Annotated in this window: 32 protein-coding genes; 11 read left to right on the forward strand and 21 right to left on the reverse strand. The window is 73.0% G+C overall.

Features of this window, described 5'->3' with window-relative positions; genetic code table 11:
- Nucleotides 1–148 precede the first annotated feature (148 nt).
- Entirely contained in the window at nt 149–667 is a 519-nt protein-coding gene (locus ACIRG9_RS18315; protein WP_402856938.1) for an O-acetyl-ADP-ribose deacetylase, read from the reverse strand.
- 1 nt (nt 668) lies between these two features.
- A complete protein-coding gene (locus ACIRG9_RS18320) occupies nt 669–1433 on the reverse strand; it encodes an EI24 domain-containing protein (protein ID WP_402857128.1) in 765 nt (254 codons plus the stop codon).
- A gap of 182 nt (nt 1434–1615) precedes the next feature.
- Here ACIRG9_RS18320 and ACIRG9_RS18325 point away from each other — a divergent pair, with 182 nt between their 5' ends.
- From ACIRG9_RS18325 to ACIRG9_RS18345, 5 genes are read left to right on the forward strand one after another with little or no spacing between them, the layout of a single operon-like run.
- On the forward strand, nt 1616–2524 hold the full coding sequence (locus ACIRG9_RS18325) for an ABC transporter ATP-binding protein (RefSeq protein ID WP_402856940.1): 909 nt from the start codon (nt 1616–1618) through the stop codon (nt 2522–2524).
- Nucleotides 2525–2537: 13 nt separating this feature from the next.
- Nucleotides 2538–3272: an ABC transporter permease gene (locus ACIRG9_RS18330; protein ID WP_402856942.1), complete on the forward strand. Its 735-nt coding sequence runs from the start codon at nt 2538–2540 to the stop codon at nt 3270–3272.
- Between the two features lie 10 nt (nt 3273–3282).
- Nucleotides 3283–4548 (forward strand): sensor histidine kinase, encoded by a 1266-nt coding sequence (locus tag ACIRG9_RS18335; protein WP_402856944.1) that lies wholly within the window; start codon nt 3283–3285, stop codon nt 4546–4548.
- Nucleotides 4545–5186, forward strand: a complete 642-nt coding sequence (locus ACIRG9_RS18340) for a response regulator (protein ID WP_402856946.1) — start codon at nt 4545–4547, stop codon at nt 5184–5186. Before ACIRG9_RS18335 ends, ACIRG9_RS18340 begins: the two co-directional genes overlap by 4 nt.
- Before the next feature lie 24 nt (nt 5187–5210).
- On the forward strand, nt 5211–6200 hold the full coding sequence (locus ACIRG9_RS18345) for a helix-turn-helix transcriptional regulator (RefSeq protein WP_402856948.1): 990 nt from the start codon (nt 5211–5213) through the stop codon (nt 6198–6200).
- Here the strand turns inward: ACIRG9_RS18345 and ACIRG9_RS18350 are convergent.
- Complete coding sequence (locus ACIRG9_RS18350; protein WP_402856950.1) at nt 6191–7105, reverse strand: SDR family oxidoreductase; 915 nt, start codon at nt 7103–7105, stop codon at nt 6191–6193. The genes ACIRG9_RS18345 and ACIRG9_RS18350 overlap by 10 nt on opposite strands.
- Before the next feature lie 76 nt (nt 7106–7181).
- Between ACIRG9_RS18350 and ACIRG9_RS18355 the strand changes: the two genes are divergently transcribed.
- Nucleotides 7182–7868 (forward strand): DNA polymerase beta superfamily protein, encoded by a 687-nt coding sequence (locus ACIRG9_RS18355; RefSeq protein ID WP_402856952.1) that lies wholly within the window; start codon nt 7182–7184, stop codon nt 7866–7868.
- Between the two features lie 55 nt (nt 7869–7923).
- Here the strand turns inward: ACIRG9_RS18355 and ACIRG9_RS18360 are convergent, their stop codons facing one another.
- The 5 genes from ACIRG9_RS18360 to ACIRG9_RS18380 form a co-directional block, all read right to left on the reverse strand.
- Nucleotides 7924–8661, reverse strand: coding sequence for an alanyl-tRNA editing protein (locus tag ACIRG9_RS18360; protein ID WP_402856954.1), 738 nt, complete (start codon nt 8659–8661; stop codon nt 7924–7926).
- Between the two features lie 11 nt (nt 8662–8672).
- Complete coding sequence (locus tag ACIRG9_RS18365) at nt 8673–9560, reverse strand: alpha/beta fold hydrolase (RefSeq protein ID WP_402856956.1); 888 nt, start codon at nt 9558–9560, stop codon at nt 8673–8675.
- Nucleotides 9557–9877: a DUF2516 family protein gene (locus ACIRG9_RS18370; RefSeq protein ID WP_402856958.1), complete on the reverse strand. Its 321-nt coding sequence runs from the start codon at nt 9875–9877 to the stop codon at nt 9557–9559. Before ACIRG9_RS18370 ends, ACIRG9_RS18365 begins: the two co-directional genes overlap by 4 nt.
- A gap of 72 nt (nt 9878–9949) precedes the next feature.
- Complete coding sequence (locus ACIRG9_RS18375) at nt 9950–10753, reverse strand: hypothetical protein (RefSeq protein WP_402856960.1); 804 nt, start codon at nt 10751–10753, stop codon at nt 9950–9952.
- Complete coding sequence (locus tag ACIRG9_RS18380) at nt 10750–11424, reverse strand: helix-turn-helix domain-containing protein (RefSeq protein WP_402856962.1); 675 nt, start codon at nt 11422–11424, stop codon at nt 10750–10752. The genes ACIRG9_RS18375 and ACIRG9_RS18380 overlap by 4 nt, the downstream gene beginning before the upstream one ends.
- Nucleotides 11425–11535: 111 nt before the next feature.
- Between ACIRG9_RS18380 and ACIRG9_RS18385 the strand changes: the two genes are divergently transcribed.
- Entirely contained in the window at nt 11536–12333 is a 798-nt protein-coding gene (locus ACIRG9_RS18385; RefSeq protein ID WP_402856963.1) for an alpha/beta fold hydrolase, read from the forward strand.
- Nucleotides 12334–12403: 70 nt separating this feature from the next.
- Here the strand turns inward: ACIRG9_RS18385 and ACIRG9_RS18390 are convergent, their stop codons facing one another.
- The 5 genes from ACIRG9_RS18390 to ACIRG9_RS18410 form a co-directional block, all read right to left on the reverse strand.
- Entirely contained in the window at nt 12404–13363 is a 960-nt protein-coding gene (locus ACIRG9_RS18390; RefSeq protein ID WP_402856965.1) for an asparaginase, read from the reverse strand.
- Nucleotides 13364–13456: 93 nt separating this feature from the next.
- Nucleotides 13457–14284: a 3-keto-5-aminohexanoate cleavage protein gene (locus ACIRG9_RS18395; RefSeq protein WP_402856967.1), complete on the reverse strand. Its 828-nt coding sequence runs from the start codon at nt 14282–14284 to the stop codon at nt 13457–13459.
- 44 nt (nt 14285–14328) lie between these two features.
- Nucleotides 14329–14709: a GtrA family protein gene (locus tag ACIRG9_RS18400; RefSeq protein ID WP_402856969.1), complete on the reverse strand. Its 381-nt coding sequence runs from the start codon at nt 14707–14709 to the stop codon at nt 14329–14331.
- Nucleotides 14710–14846: 137 nt separating this feature from the next.
- Nucleotides 14847–15959 (reverse strand): YgfZ/GcvT domain-containing protein, encoded by a 1113-nt coding sequence (locus tag ACIRG9_RS18405; RefSeq protein WP_402856971.1) that lies wholly within the window; start codon nt 15957–15959, stop codon nt 14847–14849.
- Entirely contained in the window at nt 15956–16384 is a 429-nt protein-coding gene (locus ACIRG9_RS18410) for a Fur family transcriptional regulator (RefSeq protein ID WP_402856973.1), read from the reverse strand. The genes ACIRG9_RS18405 and ACIRG9_RS18410 overlap by 4 nt, the downstream gene beginning before the upstream one ends.
- A gap of 69 nt (nt 16385–16453) precedes the next feature.
- On the opposite strand from ACIRG9_RS18410, the gene ACIRG9_RS18415 reads away from it, so the two are divergent.
- Nucleotides 16454–17308 (forward strand): aminotransferase class IV, encoded by an 855-nt coding sequence (locus tag ACIRG9_RS18415; RefSeq protein WP_402856975.1) that lies wholly within the window; start codon nt 16454–16456, stop codon nt 17306–17308.
- Between the two features lie 97 nt (nt 17309–17405).
- Here ACIRG9_RS18415 and ACIRG9_RS18420 read toward each other — a convergent pair whose 3' ends face one another.
- A complete protein-coding gene (locus tag ACIRG9_RS18420; protein ID WP_402856977.1) occupies nt 17406–17996 on the reverse strand; it encodes an FABP family protein in 591 nt (196 codons plus the stop codon).
- The gene (gene mtfM / locus ACIRG9_RS18425) at nt 17990–18094 is read right to left on the reverse strand and encodes a small membrane protein MtfM (RefSeq protein ID WP_402856979.1); all 105 of its coding nucleotides are present in this window, start codon (nt 18092–18094) and stop codon (nt 17990–17992) included. The genes ACIRG9_RS18420 and mtfM overlap by 7 nt, the downstream gene beginning before the upstream one ends.
- A gap of 23 nt (nt 18095–18117) precedes the next feature.
- Here mtfM and ACIRG9_RS18430 point away from each other — a divergent pair, with 23 nt between their 5' ends.
- A complete protein-coding gene (locus ACIRG9_RS18430; protein WP_402856981.1) occupies nt 18118–18480 on the forward strand; it encodes a DsrE family protein in 363 nt (120 codons plus the stop codon).
- A 67-nt stretch (nt 18481–18547) separates the two neighbouring features.
- On the opposite strand, the gene ACIRG9_RS18435 is transcribed toward ACIRG9_RS18430, so the two are convergent.
- The 6 genes from ACIRG9_RS18435 to ACIRG9_RS18460 form a co-directional block, all read right to left on the reverse strand.
- A complete protein-coding gene (locus ACIRG9_RS18435; protein ID WP_402857129.1) occupies nt 18548–19336 on the reverse strand; it encodes a hypothetical protein in 789 nt (262 codons plus the stop codon).
- 232 nt (nt 19337–19568) lie between these two features.
- Nucleotides 19569–19892: a DUF1416 domain-containing protein gene (locus ACIRG9_RS18440; protein WP_402856983.1), complete on the reverse strand. Its 324-nt coding sequence runs from the start codon at nt 19890–19892 to the stop codon at nt 19569–19571.
- Between the two features lie 5 nt (nt 19893–19897).
- Entirely contained in the window at nt 19898–20773 is an 876-nt protein-coding gene (locus tag ACIRG9_RS18445; protein WP_402856985.1) for a sulfurtransferase, read from the reverse strand.
- A 206-nt stretch (nt 20774–20979) separates the two neighbouring features.
- Nucleotides 20980–21057, reverse strand: a complete 78-nt coding sequence (locus tag ACIRG9_RS18450; RefSeq protein WP_311202345.1) for an Ms5788A family Cys-rich leader peptide — start codon at nt 21055–21057, stop codon at nt 20980–20982.
- Nucleotides 21058–21195: 138 nt separating this feature from the next.
- Nucleotides 21196–21981: a DUF2993 domain-containing protein gene (locus ACIRG9_RS18455; RefSeq protein ID WP_402856987.1), complete on the reverse strand. Its 786-nt coding sequence runs from the start codon at nt 21979–21981 to the stop codon at nt 21196–21198.
- Between the two features lie 83 nt (nt 21982–22064).
- Nucleotides 22065–23117, reverse strand: a complete 1053-nt coding sequence (locus tag ACIRG9_RS18460) for a hypothetical protein (RefSeq protein WP_402856989.1) — start codon at nt 23115–23117, stop codon at nt 22065–22067.
- 255 nt (nt 23118–23372) lie between these two features.
- On the opposite strand from ACIRG9_RS18460, the gene ACIRG9_RS18465 reads away from it, so the two are divergent.
- Nucleotides 23373–24086, forward strand: coding sequence for a winged-helix domain-containing protein (locus ACIRG9_RS18465; protein ID WP_402856991.1), 714 nt, complete (start codon nt 23373–23375; stop codon nt 24084–24086).
- A gap of 176 nt (nt 24087–24262) precedes the next feature.
- Nucleotides 24263–25114: a polysaccharide deacetylase family protein gene (locus tag ACIRG9_RS18470; RefSeq protein ID WP_402856993.1), complete on the forward strand. Its 852-nt coding sequence runs from the start codon at nt 24263–24265 to the stop codon at nt 25112–25114.
- The last annotated feature ends 25 nt before the right edge of the window (nt 25115–25139 follow it).

Consider the following 25139-nt stretch of genomic DNA (forward strand, 5'->3'; position numbering starts at 1 on the left):
CTTCTACGCGGACCTTAACGGCCGCGAAACGCAAAGGACAGATCTAGGAGACGAAAGTTCTGAGATCGGCGGCATGACTTTTTCATTTGCAGGCAAAAGTGCCGGGGGCGGCCGGCAATAACCGTCGCGCAGTCCTGCCTGCGCGAACTCAGCTGACCTCGGCGGCGACCCGCTCGGCGACCGCGTACGTTTCCGCTCCGAAGAGCACCAGCCGCGCCTCGGTGACGTGCGCCGGGCTGGCCGCGTTCAGCACGGTCAGTGCCTGGCGTACCGCGTCCTCGACCGGCCAGCCGTAGACGCCGGCGGAGATCAGCGGGAACGCAACCGTCTCCGCGCCCAACTCGTCGGCGGCCCGCAGGCTGTTGGCGTAGCAGTCGCGCAGCAGCGCCGAGCGGTCCTCGCCGGCGGAGTGGACCGGCCCGACGGTGTGGATCACCCAGCGGGCCGGCAGGTTGCCGGCGGTGGTGGCGACCGCCCGCCCGGTCGGCAGGCCCCGGCCGTACCGGGAGGCGCGCAGCGCCCGGCACTCGGCGAGGATGGCCGGTCCGCCCCTGCGGTGGATGGCGCCGTCCACTCCCCCGCCGCCGAGCAGCGAGGAGTTGGCGGCATTGACGATCGCGTCGACGCGCTGGGCGGTGATGTCGCCCGCGACCAGGGTGATCTCCATGTCAGCCCTCCTCGATGGATTGTCCGAGCGAACGGCGGGCGAGCAGGGTGGCGCCGGCCACGGCGGCCGGCATGACGAGCACCGCGCCGAGCGGGATCAGGAAGCAGACGAAGACCGCCACCCCGAAGCCGAGGGTGGTCGGCCGGTCGGCCCGCAGCAGCGAGCGACGCTGGGCCAGCCCCATGCCGCGCCGGTAGAAGGGCGCGCCGACCAGCTCCAGGGCCAGGAACCAGCCGCCCACCGCCGCCCCGATCACGGGCACCACGGTCTGCCCGACCACCGGGATGAAACCGGCCGCGAAGAGGGGTACGCCGACCAGTACCGAGACGGCCACCAGCCGCAGTGAGTCGGCGAGGCTGCGGCGCAGCGAGGCCCAGAACGGCACCTCCACCGCGCCCGGGGTGCCGCCGAGCCGATCCTCGACCCGCTCGGAGATCTTCTCGTAGAACGGGTCGCCGATGACCAGGGTGACCGCGGTGAAGGTGAGCACCCCCAGCAGGCCGCCCAGCCCGAGGAGGGCCAGTCCGGCAACCACCCGGACCAGGCCCCGCCAGGTCGTCGGCCAGTCGTCGGCGAACGGGGTGACCAGCGCGGCCAGGTCGTCCACGAAGTACACCAGGGCGGCGAAGGCGGCGGCGAAGAGGGCACCGGAGATCAGCGCCGGCACGACGCCGAGCAGCATCAGGCCAGGGCTGCGCACGTACAAACCGATGCCGCGCAGCAGCAGCCCGACGCCGGAGAGGAACCGGCGGGCCGCGCCGGTCATCGGGCGCGCGATGTTGGTCACGTCCACGACCGGTCAGCGTAGCCACCTCGGGCACATCAACCGGTTGGTGGATCGCCGGGGTCAGCCCGCGCCGGTCCCGATCGTCTCCGGCCGGTCGATGTCCCGCCGGGCCGCCGCCGCGACGCTGGACGGGTACGAACGCGACGGTGAAAGGCGGCGTGATGCCGGTCATCGAGGTAAGGAACCTGCACAAGCGGTACGGCGATCTGGTGGCCGTGGACGACGTGTCGTTCACGGTGGCGGCCGGTGAGATCTTCGGCGTGCTCGGCCCGAACGGCGCCGGCAAGACCACCACGGTGGAGTGCCTGGCCGGGCTGCGCGTCCCTGACGGGGGCGGGGTGTCGGTCCTCGGGCTCGACCCCCGCCGGGACGCGACCCGGCTGCGCCAGCGGCTCGGCGTGCAGTTGCAGGAGAGCCAACTGCCGGACCGGCTCCGGGTGGCCGAGGCGCTGGAGCTCTACGCCTCGTTCTACCGCGAGCCGGCCGACCCGGACCGGCTGCTCGACGAGCTGGGTCTCGGCGACAAGCGGAACGCCCCGTACAAGAAGCTCTCCGGCGGCCAGAAACAGCGGCTGTCGGTCGCGCTGGCGCTGGTCGGCAACCCGGAGGTCGCCATCCTCGACGAGCTCACCACCGGGCTCGACCCGCAGGCCCGCCGGGAGACCTGGGGGCTCATCGAACGGGTCCGGGACCGCGGGGTGACGATCGTGCTGGTCACCCACTTCATGGAGGAGGCCGAGCGGCTCTGCGACCGGGTGGCGGTGATCGACAGCGGCCGGGTCGTGGCCCTGGACACCCCGGGCGGCCTGGTCTCGCGGGTGGCACCCACGCAGCGGGTCCGGTTCCGGCCCTCCGCGCCGGTGGACGACCGGCTCCTCACCGACCTGCCCGAGGTGACCTCGGTGGACCGCACCGGCAACCAGGTGGTGGTGACCGGCACCGGCGAGCTGCTGCACGCGGTCACCTCGGTGCTCGCCCGCAACCAGATCGTCGCCGCCGACCTCCGACTCGAGCAGTCCACCCTCGATGACGCCTTCGTCGAACTGACCGGGCGCCCATCCGCCAACTGAGAGGGAAAGACAGATGCACGCCTTCGGGCAGATCCTCAAGATCGAGGCGAGGCTGTACCTGCGGGACCTGCCGAGCCTGCTCTCCACCGTCGGGGTGCCGACCCTGATCCTCGTGGTGCTCGGGCTGATCCCCGCGCTGCGCAAGCCGGACCCGCTCTTCGACGGGCAGTCCTTCGTCGTCTACTTCGCCCCGTCACTGTTGGTGGTCACGCTGGCGATGGCGGCGGTAAACGTGCTGCCCAACGTGCTGGCCACATACCGGGAGCGCGGGGTGCTGCGGCGGCTCTCCACCACCCCGGCCAGTCCAGCGGCGCTGCTCGCCGCCCAGCTCGTCATCACCCTCGGCGCGATCCTGGCGAGCGCGGTGCTGCTCCTTCTGGTCGCCCGACTCGCGTTCGGGGTGCCACTACCCCGGCACCCGTTCGGTTTCGCGGCGGCCTTCGTGCTGGGTACCGCGGCGCTGCTCGCGCTGGGGCTGCTGGTGGCGGCGGTCGCCCGGACGACCAAGGCGGCCCAGGCGCTGGCTGTGCCGCTGTTCCTGCTGACCATGTTCTTCGGCGGGGTCTACCTGCCCCGGTTCCTACTGCCGGACTTCCTGGTCCGGATCGGGGATTACACACCACCCGGCGTGCAGGCGCTGCTCGACGCCTGGACCGGCACCTCGCCGCGACCGCTGCACCTGCTGACGATGGCGGCGGTCGCGCTGGTCGCAGGTAGCGTGGCGGCCAGACTGTTCCGCTGGGAGTGAGCCGACACCGATGAGCAGCATCTCTGAGCAGACCGGCCGATTGGCCGCCTGGGAGGCCCGCGAGGTGACCCTCTACCGGCTACTGCCGTACGGCGGGCTGGCCGTCGGGACGCTGCTGGCCGTGTTCGCGCCGGTGCCCGGCGCCCGGCCCATCGCGCCCACCCTGGCCGTCACCGCCGCCGCCGGATGCTGGGTCGCCTGGTTCGTCACCCTGCACCCCGACTGGATACGGCGGCGAAGGCTGATGGCGGCCTACTACGTCGGGCTGCTCGCGTTCGCCGCCGTGCTGGTGCTCGCCAGCCCGTGGTACGCCTTCTTCGCCTGGGTCGGTTTCCTGCACGCGTTTCTTGTGCTGCGGGGCGGGTGGCGGTTCGCCGGGGTGGCGGTCACCGCCGCGCTGCTCGCCACCGCCCAGGGCGGGGGGCCGCCCAGCACGCCGGCGCACTGGCTGCTCTGGTGCGTCCTGGTGCTGTTCAACATGGGCCTCGCAAGCGGGATCAGCTGGATTACCGAACGGCAGACCGTCAACCGCAGACAGCTCATCGAGGCACTCGCCGAGGCCAACCGCCGGCTGGCCGAGACGGCGCGGGAGAACGAGGGCCTGCACGCCCAGCTGCTCACCCAGGCCCGGGAGGCCGGCGTGCTCGACGAGCGGCAGCGGATGGCCCGGGAGATCCACGACACGCTGGCCCAGGGGCTGACCGGCATCATCACCCAGCTGGAGGCGGCCGAGCAGACCCGGGATCGGTCGGCCGACTGGCGTCGGCACGTCGACAACGCGCTCGCCCTGGCCCGGGGAAGCCTCACCGAGGCCCGGCGCTCGGTGCGGGCGCTACGCCCGGAGCCGCTGGAGACGGCCCGGCTGCCCGACGCGCTCGCCGAGCTGACCGAAGGGTGGTCGACGATCAACGGCGTGCGGGGTGAGATGAGCACCACGGGCGATCCGCGCCCACTGCACCCGGAGATCGAGGTGACCCTGCTGCGCGCGGCCCAGGAGGCGTTGGCCAACGTGGCCCGGCATGCCGGAGCGTCCCGGGTCGGACTGACCCTGTCGTACATGGCGGACGTGGTCACCCTCGACGTACGCGACGACGGGGTGGGTTTCGACGTCGCCGAGCAGTCCGCCGAGCCGCGGCGGCCGGACGGCGGGTACGGGCTGACCGCGATGCGGCAGCGGGTGGCCCGGGTCGGCGGCCAGCTGGCCGTGGAGTCCGAACCGGGCGGTGGCACCGCCCTGTCGGCGTCCGTTCCCGCGCTCCACGGAGGTGCCGCTTGACCACCCCGATCCGGCTGCTGATCGTCGACGACCACCCGGTGGTACGGGACGGGCTGCGCGGCATGTTCACCGGCGACCCGGGGTTCGAGGTGGTCGGCGAGGCCGCGGACGGGGCCGAGGCGCTCGCCCGAGCCGCGACGCTGCACCCGGATGTGGTGCTGATGGACCTACGGATGCCCGGCATGGACGGGGTGACCGCGATCGGCCGGCTGACCCGCTCCGGCGGCACCTCCCGGGTGCTGGTGCTGACGACGTACGACACGGACGCGGACGTGCTGCCGGCGATCGAGGCCGGCGCCACCGGCTACCTGCTCAAGGACGCGCCCCGGGAGGAACTGTTCCGGGCGGTACGGGCCGCCGCCCGCGGTGAGGCGGTGCTCTCGCCCAGCGTGGCCGGCCGGCTGATGGGGCGGCTGCGGGCCCCCGCCGAGGAACCGCTGAGCCAGCGGGAGCTGGAGGTGCTGACCATGGTGGCGCGGGGAGCGTCCAACCGGGAGGCGGCCGCCCGGCTGTTCATCAGCGAGGCCACGGTCAAGACCCACCTGCTGCACGTCTACGCCAAGCTCGGGGTGAACGACCGGGCGGCGGCGGTCGCCACGGCGTACGACCGGGGCCTGCTCACCCCCGGCGGGCGGTGACCGGGCCCAGGGCAGGATGGGCGGGTGCGGGCATCCCGGTTGATCTCGTTGGTGCTGCTGCTGCAGGCGCGGGAGACGATGACCGCGACCGAACTGGCCCGCGAGCTGGAGGTCTCGGAGCGGACCGTCTACCGGGACGTACTGGCGCTCTCCGCCGCCGGGGTGCCGGTGTACGCCGACCGGGGCCGGACCGGCGGCTACCGCCTGCTCGGCGGCTACCGGACCCGGCTGACCGGGCTGACCCGGGACGAGGCCGAGGCGCTCTTCCTGGCCGGCCTGCCCGGGCCGGCCGGCGACATGGGGCTCGCCGACGCGGTGGCCGCGGCCGAGCTGAAGGTACTCGCCGCGCTCCCGCCAAGCCTGCGGGACGCGCCGGCCCGGGCCGGACAGCGGTTCCACCTCGACGTGCCGGGCTGGTTCCGCGAGTCCGCCCCGCCGCCGTGGCTGACCGAGTTGGCCGGGGCGGTCTGGCGGGACCGGGTGGTCGAGTTGCGCTACCGCCGGGAGGAATGGGAGGTGAGCCGCACGGTCCAGCCGTACGGGCTGGTGCTGAAGAGCAGCGTCTGGTATCTGGTCGGCCGGGTCGGCGACGGGTACCGCACCTACCGGGTGGACCGGGTGGTCGGCATCGAGGTGGGCGAGGAGGCCTTCGACCGGGACGACGGCTTCGACCTCGGGACGTACTGGCGGGAGCAGGCCGAGGCGTTCCTGCGGCAGATGCTGCGGGCCGAGGTCACCGTCCGGCTCAGCCCCGCCGGCCGGCGCGCGCTCCGGCACGTGGCGGAGACCCCCTTCGCGTACGCGGAAGCCATCGCCGGAGCCGGTGAGCCTGACGAGGAGGGGTGGGTCGTGACGCGCCTGTCCGTCGAGTCCGTGCCGGTGGCGTACGACGTGCTGCTCGCGCTCGGCCCGGAGGTGGAGGTGCTGGGGCCACCCGAGTTGCGGGCACGCTTCGCCGAAGCGGCCCGCCGCTCGGCCACCCTCTACGGCATTGCCCCGGGGGATCAGCGGTAACCGGTGTCGTCCGCGGGCTTGCCGGTCGCCACGACCTCGTCGTGGTAGCGCGCCCAGTATGGGCGGGTGCCGTCGAGATCGGTGAAGCCGTACACCTGGGCCAGCCCGCCGCTGTCCACGGACTGGCCGTTCCAGCGGGCCCGGTCCGGGTCGGCGGCCAGGGCGGCCACCGCACGCCCGACGAAGGCCGGCGTCTCCGACATGACGAAGTGTGGCTCCTTCGCCGCGCCGTCACGCCAGTTGGCCGCGGTGACGCCGAAGTGCTCCAGCATCGCCTCGGAGCGCAGCCAGCCGGGGGTGAGCGCCACCGCCGTGCAGCCGTGCGGCGCCAGCTCGTGCGCCTGGGTGAAGGCGAGCCGGTTCACCGACATCTTGGCCAGGTCGTAGAAGACCGAGAGCCGGTACGTGCGGTCGTTGTACTCCCTGGTGCCGTCACCGATCTCGACGACCAGTCCGCCCGGGTTTCGGATCAGCAGCGGCAGGGCGAAGTGGCTGGTGATGATGTGGGTGTCCACGGCCAGCCGGAGCATACGGAAGCCGTCGTCGAGGGGTTGCTCCCAGACCGGCTTCTCCCAGGTGATCAGCGGGTCGGCACCCCAGATGTCGTTGACCAGCACGTCCAACCGGCCCTGTTCGGCGTCGATCCGCTCGACCAGGCGGCGCACCTGGTCCCGGTCGAGGTGGTCGACCGGGACGCCGATGCCGGTGCCGCCGGCGGCGGTGACCAGCTCGGCAGTCTCCTCGATGGTCTCCGGCCGGTCCATCTCGGAGCGGCGCTCCCGGGTGCTGCGGCCGGTGGCGTAGACGGTGGCCCCGGCGGCGCCGAGCTGGACGGCGATCTGCCGGCCGGCGCCCCGGGTCGCCCCGGCGACGAGCGCGATCTTCCCTGTCAACGGTTTCGTCATGCGAAAGACGATGGCAGCGATACCTGACAGCGGAAGTCCGGTTTTCCGGCGGATCCCGATCCGCCATCATGGCCGCATGCGCCTGCTGCTCTCCGGGATCGTCGGCTCGGTCGCGTACGGGCTGGCCGGACCCGACTCGGACGTGGACCGGATCGGGGTCTTCGCCGCCTCGACGGTCGCCTTCCACGGCCTGCACCCGCCCCGGGAGTCGATGGTCACGACCGAGCCGGACGTGACCTTGCACGAGGCGGGGAAATACTGCCGGCTCGCGTTGAGCGGCAACCCGACGGCGACCGAACTGATGTGGCTGCCGGAGGACTGCTACGAGACCCGGACGGAGTTCGGCGAGCGGCTGATCGCGATCCGTTCGGCGTTCCTCAGCGCGCCCCGGGTCCGGGACGCCTACCTCGGGTATGCCAGCCAGCAGTTCCGGAAGCTGACCGGCCGGGACTCCAGCGTCGGTGGGCGGCACCGCTCGGCCAAGCACGCTCGGCACCTGGCCCGGCTCCTGCACCAGGGGCGGGTGCTCTACGCGACCGGGGTACTGGAGATCCGGCTGGCCGACCCGGAACGGTTCCGGGCGTTCGGCGAGCGGGTCGCGGGCGGCGCGCTGGACGAGGCGGAGGCACTGGTGGCGGCGGCCGAACGGGACTTCGGCCAGATCCGCACGCCGCTGCCGGACCGGCCCGACGAGGAGACCGTGGAGCGCTGGCTTCTCGATGTCCGAGCCGCCCACCTGCCGCCCACCCGGTACCGGGACTGAACCCGGGTCGGTTGGCTCGGACGCTGGTGGGCGCCGGAGCAGAGCCGGGTGGACCCTAGTCCGCCAGGCGGACGCGGACCCGGCGGTTGGCCCGGCCCTTGCTCTCCACCTTGACCACCTGGACCTTGCCGACCTGGGCGGTCGAGGCGACGTGGGTGCCCCCGTCGGCCTGCACGTCCAGCCCGACGATGTCGACGATCCGGACCTCCTGCTCGTCGGGCGGGATCAGGTTGGACTGGGTACGGATGATGTCCGGCAGGGCCAGTGCCTCCGCCCGGGGCAGGACCCGCACGGCGACCGACCGGTCGGCGGCCACCTCGGCGTTGACCAGCTCCTCGATCCGGGACTTGAAGTCCGGCGGCACCTCGGGGAGGTTGAAGTCCATCCGGGCCTCGCCGGGTTCCATGTTGCCGCCGGTGACCAGCGCGCCGAAGTCCCGGAACACCACCCCGCAGAGCACGTGCAGGCCGGAGTGGGTCCGCATCAGCATGGTCCGCCGGGCGTCCTCGACCGCTCCGGTGACGGCGGTGCCGACCGGCGGCACCGGGTCACCCTCGGCGGGAATCAGCCAGAGGTCGTCGCCCTTCCGGGTGCCCACGATCCGGGTCTGCGCCCCCTGCCAGAGCAACACCCCGTGGTCCGGCGGCTGGCCGCCGCCGCCCGGGTAGAAGGCCGACCGGTCCAGCACGATGCCCTGCTCGGGATCGGCCGCCAGCACCGTGGACGCCCACTCGCGCAGCGTGGGGTCGGCGAGGTCGAGACGGTGCGTACGGCCGTGATGTGTGACACCCATGGCAGGGGACGCTACCCGTTGAGGAAGCTCGAGATCCGTTCCCGCAGGTCGGCGCGTTCCGTCCAGAGCACGCCCGGCCGGTCGTACACGTGCAGGGTGGCCTGCGGAAGCGCGGCGGCGAGCTGCTCGGCGACCGCCACCGGGTGCAGGTCGTCGCCGGCGCAGGCGATCACCAGCGCCGGCGCGGTGACCCCGGCGAGCGTGGTGGCGTCCCGCAGCGGGGCCTGCTCCGGCAGGCTGGCCAGGCCCGGCGCGAGCCCGTCCCGCAGCAGTTGGTCGAGCCGCTGCCGCAGGTACGCCCACCCGGCTGGGGTGTTGCGCACGGCCGGTGGCAGCTCCAGCGACACCGCGTCGGCGAGCGCGGAGGCATCCCCGTCCGCCACGGCGTCGAGCAGGTCGGTCAGCCTGGCCCGGGCCACCTCGCCGCGCGGGGTGTCCAGCACGGCGGGGAGGAAGAAGACGAGCCGCTCGAAGCGTTCCGGGCTCTCGGCGAGGAGCCGGCACAGCGCACCCGCGCCGAGGCTCGCCCCGAAGGCCCGGGTGGCACCGCCGAGATCGGCCATCGCCCGCAGGTCGCGGGCCAGGTCCAGATAGCTCCACGGCCCGGCCGGCGAGTCGGAGCGGCCGTGGCCGCGGAACTGAAAGAAGATCTTGCGGCCGGTGACCGCGCTGCCGAACGGCCGCGTGGTGGCGATGCCGTTGCCGAGCCCGTGCGCGAACACCGTCACCGGGTCACCGGTGCCGGTGACCAACCGCTCCAGCCGGACGCCGTGCGGGGTGGTGACCAGGTCGGTTTCCGGCTCGGGCAGTGCCGGCCGGCCGGTGCGGGGCGCGCCGGGACCGGGGCCCCAGGTGCGCGGGCCGCCGTCCGGCGGCGGGGGCCAGCGGAAACCTCTCACCAGAAGCCTCGGCCGTCGTGCAGGTCGCGCAGTCCGACCCGGACGTCCAGCAGGTAGATCAACGCCGCCGCGATGCCGATCAGGCCGAAGATGCTCAGCGGGCCGAAGCCGAACGCCGGCAACGTCAGGACCAGGCAGAGCCCCAGGATCGCGATCCAGGCGCCCTTGGGCAGCGTGCCGATCGCGGCGAACGCGTCGGAGCGCTGGGTGATCGCGTGCACCAGCGCCACTCCCTCGATCACCAGGGCGAAGACGAGCAGAATCAGCTCGATCACATAGCGGACTTCGTACACGAAGATCGGCGCGGCGTAGGCCATGTCGGCAAGCTTATGCCGAGACCCCGGAAACGTCCGAGAGGACGCTGTCCGGGGTCTCGGTCCAGGATTGAGCTACTCGGCAGCCGGGCGGGTCCGCTTGGTGGTCTTCGGCAACTTCGCCGACGGGGTGTCCGGCTTGGCCTTGGCGGCCTTGGCGGCGGTGGACCGGGTGGCCCGGGTCCGCTTCACCGTGGCGGGCTTGGCCTCGGCCACCTCGGCCAACTCGGCCGGGCTCGGTACCTCGGCCGGGCTCGGCGCCTCCGCCTCGGCGACCGGCTGTACCGCCTCGGCGGTCGGCGTGCGGTCGGCCTCGGTCGCCTCGATGTCGGCGTTCACCGTGTCGGCGGCCTCCAGTACGCCGGCGCCGACGACCCGCTCGCCCCGGGCGACCAGGTCGGCGTACGCCGCCACAGCGCGCTCCTGGGCGTCGGCCATGGCGCGCTCGGCCCGGGCCTGCGCGGCCTGGGCGCCGGCCCGCGCACGCTCCTGAGCGGACTGCGCACCGGACAGCACGGCGGCGGCGTTACGGGCGGCCGTCTCGCGGAGCCTGGGCAGGTCGAACTCGGCGGCGGCCCGCTCCCGCAGACCGGTCGTGCTCAGGTTGGCGGCCCGCTCCCGCAGACCACTCGTGCTCAGGTTGGCGGCCCGCTCCCGGAGGCCGGTCGCGGTGAGGTTGGCCGTCTTCAGCGTCTCGGTCGCCTTCTGGCGCAGCTCGACGCCGGTGACGACGGCCTTGCCGCCGAGGTCGGCGACGACCCGGGTGCCCAGTTCGCCCACCACAGCGGGAAGCTTGCGCAACTGTTCGAGGGCGAGTTCGCCGGCACCGGCGGCGGCGTAGAGCGGGGCCGGGATGCGGTTGGTCTTCGGCTCGGTCATGACTTTTCCTCCTCGGCCGCACCGGCGGCCTTCCGGACCGCCCCGCGGGCGGTCTTCTCCTCGGTAACGGCAGTGGCGGTCGGGGCGGGGGCCGGCCCCGCCTCGGTGACGGCGACCGACTCGAGGACGGCCTCGGTCGGGCTGCCGCCCGGCGTCGTGGGGCCGGTCGCGGCCGGCGTGACGGTGGCCGGAGCCTGTGGCGCCTCGCCCGGCACGGCCGGCGTCGTGGTCGGCCCGGCGGGATTCTCGACCGGCCCGGTGGCCGCCTGCTCGACGGAACTCTCGGCCGGCTCGGTGGCGGCCTGCGCGGCGGCGGTCGCCTCGGCGAGCCGGGCGTTCTCCCGGCGGAACGTCTCGTAGATCTGGGTGAGTGACTGCTTCTGGGCCATGGTCAGCTCGGGGTCGACGGCGATCGCCGCGAGCACGCCCTGCCCCTCCTTGGCATCGAGCAGCCCGGCCCGCAGGTACATCGCCGGGGTGGAGACCCGCAGGGCGCTGGCGAGCTGCTGGAGCACCTCCGCGCTCGGTTTTCGCAGGCCGCGCTCGATCTGGCTGAGGTACGGATTGCTGACGCCGGCCTGCTCGGCGAGCTGCCGCAACGAGATCTTCGCGTTCCGGCGCAGGTCGCGAATGAACCCGCCGACGTCGGGAAGGTCCTTGCTGGTGGCCATGACTCCACGCTAGCGCGCCCCGCTAGCTCCTGCAAGCAAAATGCTTGCCATAGTTAGCGGAGCCCTGGCTGGCCGGTTGCGTACCCGGTGTCCGGTCCGTACGGTGCCCACGTGGCCAAGATCGAAATCAATGGCGCCCAGCTCGCGTACGACGAGGCCGGCAGCGGCAGCCCGGTGGTGCTGGTGCACGCCGGGATCGCCGACCGGCGGATGTGGCGGGCCCAGGTGCCCGCGCTCGCCACCCGACACCGGGTGATCAACGTCGACCTGCGCGGATACGGCGACTCCGAACTGCCGCCCGCGCCGTTCGCGCACCACGACGACGTGGTCGGACTGCTGGACGCCCTCGGTATCACGCAGGCCGCCCTGGTGGGCTGCTCGTTCGGCGGCAAGGTCGCGGTGGACACCGCGCTGGCGTACCCGGGGCGGGTCTCCGCGCTGGCGCTGCTGGACGCCCCGGTCTCCGGGAACGAATGGTCCGAGGAGACCGAACAGCTCTGGGACGAGCTGGTCGGCGAGGTGGACCCGGAGGACTTCGTGGCGACCGCGGCCGGCGAGGTGCGGTTCTGGGTGGTCGGCCCGACCCGCCGGCCGGAGGACGTCGACCCCGAGCTGATCCGGTTCGCCGAGGAGATGGACCAGCGGGCGCTCGCCGCCGAGCTGGCGCTCAGCGCGGTCGAGGTGGAGGAACTCGACCCGCCGGCGATCGACCGGCTGGCCGAGCTGCGGATGCCGGTGCTGGTCGGCGCCGGCGCGGACGACCTCGCGGACCTCCGTCGCCTCGCCGACCGGATCGCCGCCGAGGTGCCGCAGGGTGTACGCCTGCCCGACGTTCCGGATGCCGCCCATCTGCTGCCGCTGGAACGCCCCGAACCGGTCAACGCCGCCCTGCTCGACTTCCTCCCCTGACCCACACCCGACCCCTTGCCGGGCTCACCCTCCTCCGACTCCCTTGCCGCTGGCAGGGGGCGGGGGCGGGCTACCAGGTTGGGCGGAGCGCGCCGACCGGAAGGCCGCCGCCGAGCAGGGGCGTCTCGGCGTACTCGGTCAGTACCGGGGCCTCGACCCCGAGCCGGCGCAGCGCTGACACCAGCACCGGCATCCGGGCCCGCGCCGCGCCATCGTCGATCTTGAGGGCGACCGCGCCGACCCCGGGGACCGCCGCCGCGATCACGCCCTCCGCGCCGACCTTGGCCAGCAGCCCGGGTACGCCGAGCATCAGCCGGGTGTCGTCCGCCTGGGTGCCGCCGACCAGCTCCGGATATGCCCGCATCGCGTCGGCCACGGTCCGCTCGACGGTGCCGGGTTCGGCGGAGACCAGCCGCAGGTACGCCCGCGCCAGCCCGGTCAGCGAGACGGCGAGCACGGGCGCGCCGCAGCCGTCCACCCCGACCGCCGCCACCGACTCCCCGGTGAGCTCCTCGACCGCGGCGGTCAGCCGCTGCTGGAGCGGATGCTCGGGCTGCCAGTAGCCGTTCACCGGCCAGCCGGCGGCCAGGCAGGTCAGCAGCATCCCGGTGTGCTTGCCGGAACAGTTCATCTGGATCCGTCGCGGGCCGCCGCCGGCCCGCAGCACCGCCTCCCGGGCCGCGTCACCGGCCGGCAGGTCCGGCGGGCAGTGCAGCGCCTCCTCGGTCAGGTCGGCGCGGCGCAGCAGGGCGGTGACCCGCTCCACATGGAATTCCTCGCCGGCGTGGCTGGCCGAGACCAGCGCCACGTCGGCCCGGTCGGTCAGCGGCAACCCGGCCCGCAGCATCCCGACCGCCTGCATCGGCTTGTTCGACGACCGGGGGAAGACCGGCCCGGTCGCGTCCCCCGCCTCGGCGACGGGAGCCCCGGTGGCGTCGAGCACCACCACGGAACCGCGGTGGACGCCCTCCACGAACCCGGACCGGACCACCTCGGCGAGCGGCACGCCGCCCTCGTACGTCTTTCCCACGAAGTGGACGGTACCGACGGGTCCAGCGGGCCCGACACCCGGGTGACCTGCGGCGGCGGCCGGCAGGGCCAGGGGTGCCGGGCAGGTCGTCGCTTACAGGCCGAGCAGCCGCCTGGCCTCGGCGGTGGTCAGCGGCGGGCGCTGGGCGAGCTGGGCGAAACCGACCGCGCGGGCGACGAGTTGCATGTTGGACTCGACCGGCTGCCCCTTGGCGTAGGTGACGGTGTCCTCCATGCCGACCCGGAGATGACCGCCGGTCGAGAGGGACGCCAGCATCACCGGGATGGCGCTGCGGCCGATCCCGGTCGCCGAGAAGGTGGTGTCCTCGGGCAGGTCACGCAGCATCTGCTGGGCGGCGACCAGGGTCGCGGCGGCGCCCGGCATGCCACCCGGCACGCCCATCACGAAGTCGACGTGCACGTGCCCGCCGTGCGGCAGCCCGTACCTGCCGAGCAGGCGCTGGAGGGCGGTGAGATGGCCGAGGTCGAAGATCTCGTACTCGGGGACGACGCCCTTCTCCTGCATCCGGGTGTGCAGGTCGACGATGAACTCCCAGCGGTTCATGAAGACGTCGTCGCCGAAGTTGACCGTGCCCATGGTGCAGGAGGCCATGTCCGGGCCGGCGTCCAGCACGGCCAGCCGGTCGGCCTCCGGGTCGGTCACCGCGCCGCCGGAGGAGAGCTGCACGATCAGGCCGGTATCCGCCCGCAGCGCCGCCACCGTCTCCCGCAGCCGGCCCTGGTCAAGGGTGGGCTTCGCCTCGTCGTCGCGGATATGGACGTGGATCACGGAAGCGCCGAGCGCCTCGCACTCCTTGGCGGTCAGCAGCAGCTCGTCAAGGGTCACCGGCAGCGCCGGAACCTCAGCCTTGGCCGACTCCGCGCCGGTCGGGGCAACCGTGATCAACGTCCCTGTCGTCATGCCGGCGATCCTAGACGCCGGCTCCACCGGCAAGGCACCCCAGCTCAGGCCCGAAATACCCACCAGCGGTAGGCGACGTAGTTGAGCACCGAGATGACGGCGGTGGCGCCCGTCTTGGCCACCACGTAGGAGACGCCCAGCCCGGCGAGTCCGGTCACCATCAGCAGCGTCAGCAGGTAGTTGAACCCGACCAGCAGCAGGTAGCGAAGGAAGGCGGGGCCCGCCAGCGAGGTGCTGCGGAAGGCGAACGCCCGGTTGAGGCCGAAGTTCAGCAGAAGCGTCACACCGAACGCGAGAGTGGTCGCCACCGGCAGGGAAATCCCCACAAAGCCGTGCAGAACCACCAGCAGACCAAGGTCGAAGAGATAACTCAGGCCACCGACCAGCAAGAATCTGCTCGCGCTGTGGGACAACAGGTCCCGCACCGCAAGCACCACGCTCGAACTGATGGCTGGACCGCCCTCTCCATGGACAACGGTCAAAGAGTATGCGTCGCGGTGCCCGCCCACAACGAAGAGAAGCTGATCGCTACGACCATCGAGCGCGGTCCGGGCCCGGCCGATCAGGACGGGTCGATGGCTGCGGTGCTCTCGCCCACCGTCAGCCGGGCGTCGTCGGGGACGTTGCGCTTGACCACCGCGAGGGCGACCTGGCCCAGCTCGTGGTGGTGCACCGCGGTGCCGACGAACCCGACCGCCCGGCCGTCCAGGATCACCGGGGTGCCGGCGACCGGCGGCTGGTCGGTGGCCACCCCGTCCAGGTGCAGCAGGACAAGGCGACGCGGCGGCCGGCCCATGTTGTGCACCCGGGCCACCGTCTCCTGTCCCCGGTAGCAGCCCTTGTCGAGGTGCACGGCCGACCCGATCAGGTCCACGTCGGCGGGGATGGTCCGGTGGTCGGTGTCCACCCCGACCCGGGCCTGCCGGGCGGCCACCCGCACCGCCTCGTACGCCCACAGCCCGGCCACCGGCACCCCGGCGCCGCGCAGCTCGGCCACCACCCCGGCCATGGCCGGGCGAGGCACCAGCAGGTCCACGCCGAGCGCCACCCGGCGGGCCCACCCGCCGACCGGTAGCGGCTTCACGTCGTACAGCACGCTGGGCCGGGCCGGCACGTCGCCGGCGCGGAACTTCGGACCCGGCACCGCGATCAGGTCGGGCGCGGCCAGACCGGTGACCCCGAGGGTATCGAGCGCGCCGGTGGCCTCCGGCCCGACCAGCGAGAGCAGGGCGTGGTCGGCGGTGGCGTCGCGCGGCTCGACCTTGCTGAAGAACCGCATCCGCTCCAGGTACGACAACAGTCCGTCGGTCATCCCCGGCTCGGTGTCCAGCCAGGTGGTCTCGCCGTCGTCGACGACCATGGCGTGCTGCTCGACGTGCCCGTGCGGCGAGAGAACCAACAGTTCCGTACCCTGCCACGGGCGCAGCCCGGCGAGATGCTGGCTGGTCAGCGTGTGCAGCCAGGCGATCCGCTCCTCGCCCGGCACCGCCACCACGCCCCGGTGCGAGCGGTCCACCAGGCCCACTCCGGTGGCCAGGGTGCGCTGCTCGCGCATCGGGTCGCCGTAGTGGGCGGCGACCGGGCCGACCCCGGCCGCCCGGTGGGCCGGCTCGGGCTGGTCCCGGGTCTCCTCGTCGATCGCCTCGGCGGCCACGGCCCCCGCGATGTCGATCATCTCTCTCCCCTGTCCTCGCACCGCCCGCAGACGCCGAAGAGCGCCACGTGCCCGATGTCGACCCGAAATCCCCGTTGTACGGCCAACTGGTCGGCGAGCGGCCGGAGCAGCTCGGGCTCGATCTCGTCGATCGCGCCACACTCCCGGCACACCAGGTGGACGTGCTGGTCCTCGCCGGCCGCGTGATAGGTCGGCGAGCCGTGCGACAGGTGGGTGTGCGTCACCAGGCCGAGCCGTTCCAACAGCTCCAACGTCCGGTAGATCGTGGTGATGTTGACCCCGGCGGCCACCTCACGGACCGCCGTGTGCACCTGCTCCGGTGTCGCGTGCCCCAGGTCCATGACCGCTTGCAGGACAAGCTGCCGCTGCGCCGTCAGCCGCAGCCCACGGGAGCGGAGCAGTTCGGCGAGGGAGGATTCGGACACCTTCCGATCATAGTTCGGCCGCCGCGCCGGTCCGGCCGCCGCCGTCGTACGCGACTACCCTCGGCGCTCGTGGAGACGTCGCGGGTGGCCGTGCTCGGCGGGGGTGTGGTACCGGCCGGGGAGGCGGTGCTGCGCGGCGACGACCGGGGCGCACTCCACGGAGACGGCCTCTTCGAGACCATGCACCTGCGCGGCGGGGAGCCCTGGTTGCGCGACGCCCACCTGGCCCGGCTGCGGGCCGGTGCGGCGGCGGTCGCGCTGGACCTGCCGCCGACCGACGCGCTGGTCCACCTGCTCGACACGGTACGCGCCGGGTGGCCGCCGGAGGTGGAGGGAGCGCTGCGGCTGGTCTGCACCCGGGGGCCGGAGGGCGGCGGCCCGCCGACCGTCTACGCCACGCTGGGCGAGGTGCCGGCGGCCGTGAAGCGGGCCCGGCGGGACGGCCTGACCGTGGCCACCCTGCCGCTCGGGGTGACCGCCCGGTCGCGCCCGGAACTGGGCTGGTTGCCGGTCGGCGTGAAGTCCACCTCGTACGCGGTGAGCACCGCCGCCCGCCGCTGGGCGGCGCGCGCCGGATTCGACGACGTGCTCTGGGTCTCCACCGACGGGTACGTGCTGGAGGGCCCGAGCGCGAACGTGGTCTGGCTGGCCGGCAGGACGCTGTGCACGGTGCCGGCGCCGGTCACCGGCGTGCTGCCCGGGGTGACCGCCCGCTGGCTGCTCGACCACGCCGCCGACCTGGGCCTGACCGCCGAGGAACGCCTGGTCACCCCCGCCGAGCTGACGGGCGCGGACGGCGTCTGGCTCACCTCGTCCCTCCGCGGCCTGGCGGAGGTCAGCTCCCTCGACGGAACTCCCCGACCCGCCTCCCCCCGAACCCCCGCCCTCCTGGCCTTCCTCGCCTTCCCCGTCCCGCAGCGTTGATCATGAGGTGCGCCGACACGCCGATACGGCGGGCGGCAACTTCATGATCAACGGCCCGGGGCGGGGTGGGGGCGGGGCGGGTGGCGGTGGGGGTGGGTCAGCCGGCGACGCGGGTCAGGCGGGCGGAGAGGTGGGGGCTCAGCGCGTGGCCCATGGCGGCCATCTCCTGGGCGTACAGCAGGGCGCCCTCGACGATGCCGAAGAGGCGAGCACCGGCGGTGACCTCCTTGGCCGTGGCCGTACGGACCACCGCGTCGGTGGCGAACTCGATCTGGGTGCCCCGGCGCTTGCCGATGTGCAGCTCCATCACGCCGGTGGGCGTGGTCATCAAGGCTTCCAGCTCGTCGGTGACCCGGTCGCCGGCCAGCACCGGACGCCACCAGCCGACCTCACGACCGGCCGGACGGACCGGGCGGCTCTCCTCGTCGAGGATCCAGGCGCGGGACTCGTAGAACAGGAAGGGCCGGCCGTCGTGGCTGATCCGGATCTCCTGCGCGTAGTCGAAGTCCTCGATGGTCGGGAACCCGCCCCGGCCGCGCCCGCGCCACACCCCGACGTACGGCAGCAGGCCGTCCAGGCTCGGGTGCAGCTTCGGCCCGACCCGCAGGTCGTGGCTCTCCTCGTACGGGTACGGATCGACGGGCGGCGCGTTCAGCCACGGCGGCTGCAACGGGTTCTCGCTCACCATTTTCCTCTCGAGATCTTCACGGCCACATAGACCAGGCCACCGGCGAGCGCGCCCAGGCCGGCGACCAGCAGGCTGACGAACCCGATCTCGGTAACCATCCCGGCCATCCTATGCTGGCCCCATGGCCCGCTCTCTCGTCGTCAAGGCCACCGCCGGCGCGGACGCCCCCGAGCGCTGCGCACAGGCCTTCACCGTAGCCGCCACGGCGGCAGCCGCCGGGGTCGACGTCTCGCTCTGGCTGACCGGGGAGTCGACCTGGTTCGCGCTGCCCGGGCGCGCGCAGGACTTCGAACTGCCGCACTCCGCGCCGCTGCCCGAGTTGCTGCACGTGATCCTGGCCACCGGCAAGGTCACCGCCTGCACGCAGTGCGCGGCCCGCCGGGACATCGACCAGGGCGACGTCATCCCCGGCGTACGCATCGCCGGTGCGGCGGTCTTCGTCGAGGAGGCGATGGCCGAGGGCGCCCAGGCCCTGGTCTACTGACGCCACCCGGCGCGGCCGGCAGGTGGCGACCCTGCGTGGACGCTGACCCGCGGCGTGTCCAACGGGGTCAGCCAGCGCAGCCGGTCGAGGCGGCCAGTTGGAGCTGGTCACCGCCGGCGACGGCCAGCACGACCACCGGCCCGCTCCAGTAGGCGTACACCTCGGGACGGTCGACCAGGGCGGCGCCGAGCGGACGCAGCGGTGCCAGCGGCCCGACGCCGGCCGCGACGCGGATCGTCCTGGCCTTCCCGCCGGTCGGGCAGCGCGCCACCACGACCGCGTCGGCGCCTGTCGGGGCCGGCCGGCCCAGTGCCCGCAGCGCCGCCGCCAACTCATCGCCGAGCGGGTGTTCAGGCAGCAGGTCGGCGTACTCGACATCGGCGGGACGGCAGCCGGTCATCGCGGAGAGCCGCACCCGCCCGTCGGCCACCGTCCGCCCGTCGATCGTGATGAAATCCCCCGCGTCGGCGCGCAGTCGGGGGCCTTCCGAACCGGTGCGGACCCCGGCGCGCCAGTCGGCCGGCAGTCGTTGCGCCACCCGCTCCAGCAGGGCCTGCTCGCTTCCCTCGGCAACCAGCACGTCCAGGCCCTGGGTCAGCGCCGCCCCGTCGGCCAGCGGGGTGAGCCGGCAACCTCGCCGCACCTGGGCGGGGGTCAGCTCCCATGCCTCGCCGTCCACGGCGGCCACCAGGCGTCCGACCGCGCCGTCCACCACCGGGCCCGCCTGGCTCAGGCTGCGCTGCTCCCGCACCGTCGGCGGGTCGTGCCGCACCGACCACCAGGCCAGCCCGGCGAGCAGCACCCCCCACGCCACCGTCGCAGCCACCAGCCAGCGCAGCCGGCGCCTCCCGGCCACCGGCTGGTCGGGACGGGTCGGCGGAGCGTACCCCGCCTGAACAGCACCACTCACCAACCCATCGTGTCACGCGCCCCCTACCCCCCGCGCTCTCCCCCGATCATGGAGTTGCGGCACCGAACGCATGCCATGAACAGGGCGGATCAGGCGCCACCAGTCCATGATCGACGAAGAGCGACGAAAAGGACCCGCCGCCCCGGGTGGGACGGCGGGCCATGCGGTGGGGTGCGGGTCAGGCGGCGACCGTGACGCTCACCTCGTTGATTCCGCGGGCGGCGGTCACGGCGGTGTCGCCGTTGCCGTGCCGGGAGAGCGCGCGGAGCGTCCAGTCACCCGGTGCGGCGAAGAACCGGAACTGGCCGACCGGGGAGGTCACCACCTCGGCGGTGAACTCGCCGGTCGAGTCGAGCAGCCGGACGTAGGCACCCGGCACGGCCTCGCCGGACTCGGCCCTGACCAGGCCGGTGATGACGGTTTCCTTCTCCAGGTCCAGGCTGGCCGGCAGCGGGGCGGCCTGGTCCGGTGCGGCGCAACCGGCAGCGGTGGGAGCAGTCATCGGAATCACGCCTCCCCGACAGTGTTGTCCGGCCCGGCTCCGCCGGGCGCGTCGCCGAGCGTGATCGGCACGCCGATCAGCGAGCCGTACTCGGTCCAGGAGCCGTCGTAGTTCTTCACGTTGCGGTGGCCGAGCAGTTCCTGGAGCACGAACCAGCTGTGCGAGGAGCGCTCGCCGATCCGGCAGTACGCGATGGTCTCCTTGCTGTCGTCCAGCCCGGCGGCGGCGTAGAGCTTGCGCAGTTCGTCGTCGGACTTGAAGGTGCCGTCCTCGTTGGCCGCCTTCGACCACGGGACGCTGATCGCGGTGGGGATGTGGCCGGCCCGCTGGGCCTGCTCCTGCGGCAGGTGGGCGGGGGCGAGGAGGCGGCCCGCGTACTCGTCGGGGCTGCGCACGTCGACCAGGTTCTTGGTGCCGATCGCGTCGACCACCTCGTCGCGGAAGGCCCGGATCGAGCTGTCCGGCTCCTGCGCGACGTACTCGGTCGCCGGGCGGGTCACCGCGTCGGTGACCAGCGGACGAGCGTCCAGCTCCCACTTCTTGCGGCCGCCGTCGAGCAGCTTGACGTCGCGGTGGCCGTAGAGCTTGAAGTACCAGTACGCGTACGCGGCGAACCAGTTGTTGTTGCCGCCGTAGAGGATCACGGCATCCTCGTTGGCGATGCCACGCTCGGAGAGCAGCGCCTCGAACTGGGCCTTGTTGACGAAGTCCCGGCGTACCGGGTCCTGCAGGTCGGTCCGCCAGTCCAGCTTGATCGCACCGGCGATGTGGCCGGTGTCGTAGGCCGAGGTGTCCTCGTCGACCTCGACGAAGACGACGCCCGGGGCGTCGATGTTCTTCTCGGCCCACTCGGCCGAGACGAGTGCGGTGTCGCGACTCATCAGATCACTCCCTGGTGAGGATTGGATGGTGAGCCAGCGCGTGGATGTCGAAGCCGGTAGTTTGTCGCACCACGCGCGGGACCCAGAGGTAGGAACGGATCACGGGTACGTGCGACGGCGCCGCTGCCGGGCGATCAGGAGAACACCGGAGGGTACGCGAACCCTGCGTGCCGGTGGCCGCTAGGCGGCCGAGGACAGCCCCGCCGTCAGATGACGGGGCGACACAGGCAGGTGGCCACGCGGCACAGGTCGACCGCGCGCCGTTTGGTGAGGAGCGTCCCCATGGTCACGGAGACTACCAGCCCGTCCGGCCAATGCCACCGGCCCGACCAGCATCCGGGACACGGAATGGAACCGGAGAACGTCGATGGTCGGGCCGCCAACCGGGCTGCCGCCGGCCGGGACAGTGGTGTCCCGGCCGGTCAGCCGCCGGCGTTGATCGGCACGTTCCGCGCGTCGGCGGTGACCAGCAGGCCGTCCGGCCTCGGTTCCGCCTTACGGACGGTGAGCTGGAACGGCAGCTCGGGCAGGGACAGGTTGACCGAGATGCTGTTGGCGTAGTTGGTCAGCAGCCGCTTGGCCAGCGGCAGGTTGGGCAGGCCCTCGGCGGTGAGGTCGTTGAACCGCAGCCCCACCTTGCCGTCGGCCACGGTCAGGTCGGCGGTGCCGGTGACGGTGAGCTTCCTGCCGAGGATGTCCGCCGGCGCGGTGACGGTGAGCTTCCCGTCCCGCTCGCCGAGGGTGAGCCCCGGCCGGCCGAGGAGCTTGGCCAGGCTGTCGTAGGAGACGGTGGCGCGGCCGTCGATGCTTTCGGCCACCACCTCGCCACGGCGGGTACGGAGGGTGTCCAGCGACGCTCGCACGTTGTGGGCGTCCACGTCGAGCCGCGGGATGCTGACCGCGTCGCCCTGCACCTTGCCCTGCACGTCGGTCAGCACGATCGAGATGCGCTCGTACCGCCCGGCGAGCACCTGGGTGAGGAACGGGAAGCCGGCCACGTCGACCTTGGGTGACGCGGACCGCACGTCCTGCCGGGCGACCTCCTGCCGCACCTGGTCGGCGATGGCCCGCTCGGCCACCCCGGCCGCGACCCGGTCGGCGACCACCAGCAGCCCGCCGAGCACCAGCAGCAGGACGACGAACCCGATCAGGACCTTTCGGCCACGTCGCCGCGGCCGGTCCCCGTACGCCCCGTGCGCCTCCGCCACGCCGCCTCCTCCTCGCCGTCCGTTGCCGTCCGTCTCGCGGCGCAACGGTACTTACCCGAGGCGCGAAATCCCCAACCGTCCGCTCAGAGGAAGAGCACGCACATGGCGTACGCGGCCGGCGCGGCGAGCGCGAAGCCGCCCAGCGGCCCCTGCATGTGCCGGGCGATCCACATGGTCGGGGGCTCGCCGGCCATCAGCCGGCCCGCCTCGGCGTACCCGACGGCGAGATCGGCCAGCACCGCGGTGGCCGCGGTGACCAGCCCGACCAGGGCGGCGCTGGTCGGGGTGAAGCCGACCAGGTAGCTGCCGAGCACCGCGCTGGTCAGGGTGCCGAGCATGGCGCCCGCAACCACGCCGGCGGCGCCGCGGGGCACCTGCGGGGCGAGCCGGGGCCAGGGCGCGATCGCGTCGGTGACCCGGGCCACGAGCAGCGCGACGCCGGTGGCGGCGAGGCAGACGGTGATCGCCTGGGTGCCCTTCGGGATCCGGCCGAGCACGATCAGGCTGGCGAACGCGACCACCCCCACCACGATCAGCAGGGTGCTGCCGAGCGAATCGGTCACCCGGACCCGGTCCACCCGGCGGACGAGTTGGCCGAGTACGCCGAGCACGAAGCCAGCGGCCGCGGCGTACCCGAGCGGGGCCAGACCGGCGATCTCGGACTGCACCGCCGCGATGTCGGCGATGGCGGCCGCCCCGGTGCTGACCAGCGCGACCACCAGCAGCGCCGGCGGGCGCATGGCCATCGTCCAGGCGAGCACGAAGAGCAGTTGCACGCCGAAGACGATGAACGCGAACGGCAGCCGGTGCCCCGGGCCGGTGGTCTGCGCGCCGAGCACCAGGCCGACGCCGAGCAGGGCGGCGAAGCCCGCGACGGTCAGCGCCAGCGGCCGGCGTACCGGGACCGGGGGTTCCTCCTCCTCGTCGAGCAGGTCGTCGGGCTCGTCGTCCGGACGGCGCCCCGGGCCGCCCTTGCGGAGCCGGCGCGGTCCCTTCCGCTTCGGCTGGTCCCCGCCGTCGTCGGCCGGGCCGGTACGCGGACCTGGCGGGTAGCCACGGGAAGGGCCGGCGGGCCCCGGACGCGCGTCGTCGGCCCACGGCTCACGGCCGGTGTCGGGCGAGGTCGAGGGAAACACGCCCCGATCGTGCCAGACCGGGCCGGGCCGGCGGAGGTCACGGTTTCGGCAACGTTAAAACCTGAGCCGCGATCGGGGGCAGAACGGGCAAACGGGAAAGGACGCGAAGGTGAAGGGCGGGCGATCCGTTACGCTCGACCCGTTACCCGCCCCCGTCAGCGACGCCGGGACCACGCAAACTCTCAGCGCCACCCACCTCAGGAGTGCCGCTGGTCACGCGCGGCCGGAGGGCCGTCCCGGGACGGAGGTGATCGTGTGGAGATCCTGCTGCTGGTGACCGCGCGCGCAGGTGAACCATCGGCGGTGCTGCCGGCACTCGATCTGCTGCCACACTCGGTCCGCACCGCGCCCCGCGACGTCCGCACGCTGGTGTCCGGCCCGACCCCGGACGCCGTCCTCGTGGATGCCCGCGCCGAGCTGAGCGAGGCCCGGGCGACCTGCCGGATGCTGCACGCCACCGGGTTGGGCGTGCCACTTGTCGCGGTGGTCACGGAGGCCGGCCTGATCGCGTTGAACGCGGACTGGGGCGTGGACGACGTCATCCTGGCATCGGCGGGACCGGCCGAGGTGGAGGCCCGGCTGCGCCTCGCGGTCGGACGGCGGAGCAACGCGACGGCCGCTGCCGGCGGCTCGATCCGGGCCGGTGAGCTGACCATCGACCCCGACACGTACGCGGCCAAGCTCAAGGGCCGCCCGCTGGACCTCACCTACAAGGAGTTCGAGCTGCTGAAGTTCCTGGCCCAGCACCCGGGCCGGGTGTTCACCCGGGACCAGCTGCTCCGCGAGGTCTGGGGATACGACTACTTCGGCGGCACCCGCACGGTCGACGTGCACGTCCGGCGACTGCGCGCCAAGCTCGGTTCGGAGTACGAGTCGATGATCGGCACGGTGCGCCAGGTCGGGTACAAGTTCGTCGTGCCGCCGTCACGTTCACTGCCGGAGTCGGAGCCCGCCCCGCTGCCCGTCTGACCGCAGATTCCCCGCCGTTCCCTCCTTCGGGGGACCCCTCCGATAAGTCCCTTTTGGGCAGGATAGTGAGATCTATTCTGACTGCGGACTTATCGGACAAAGGGGGCGGCGGTGCGCATGGTGACCACGGGGGCGATGACGGATCCGGGCCGGGATCCGAACGGGCGGGAATTCTGATGTCGGCCAGGACACTGCGAGCGGCCGGGGTCGTGACGCTGGTGGCGGCCGCGCTGCTCGGCTCGGTGTACGCGCTCGGCCGCAGCCTGCTGCCCGAGGCGCCACCGCAGAACGCCTCGGTCACGGCCGACGGCCCACGCTACGCCGACCAGCCCTCGGGCACGGACTCCACACCGTCACCGACGGCCTCCAGCAGTCCGAGCGCGCAGAGCCTTGACGAGCTGCAACAGCTGCTCGGCGACGGTGACGGACCGTACGGCAGCCTGACCTCCACCGGATCCTCCCGGGTCGCGCTGACCTTCGACGACGGGCCGGACCCGCAGTACACGCCACAGGTGCTCGCCCTGCTCAAGCAGTACAGCGTCAAGGCCACCTTCTGCCTGGTGGGCGAGAACGTGCAGAGCTACCCGGAGCTGGTCCGGGACATCGTGGCGGACGGGCACACCCTCTGCAACCACTCGTGGAACCACGACGAGAACCTGGGCCAGCGGTCGTCGGACACCATCCGGGACGACCTGCGCCGCACCAGCGAGGCGATCCGCTCGGCGGTGCCGAACGCGCGGATCGCGTACTTCCGGCAGCCCGGCGGCAACTGGACCGCCCCGGTGGTGTCGGTCTGCAAGGACCTGGGCATGGCCCCACTGCACTGGGCGGTCGATCCGTCGGACTGGCAGATGCCCGGAGCGGCGCAGATCATGACGGTGGTGACGACCGAGACCGGACCCGGCTCGATCGTGCTGATGCACGATGCCGGTGGCGACCGGTCGGGCACCGTCAAGGCGTTGCAGAGCCTGCTGCCCGAGCTGATGAGCCGGTACCAGTTGGAGGCCCTGCCGACCGGCACCACGTGACGATCGGGGATGCACTCCAGGTCGC

This window comes from Micromonospora sp. NPDC093277, from assembly GCF_044765245.1.
In the GTDB taxonomy this organism is placed as follows: domain Bacteria; phylum Actinomycetota; class Actinomycetes; order Mycobacteriales; family Micromonosporaceae; genus Micromonospora.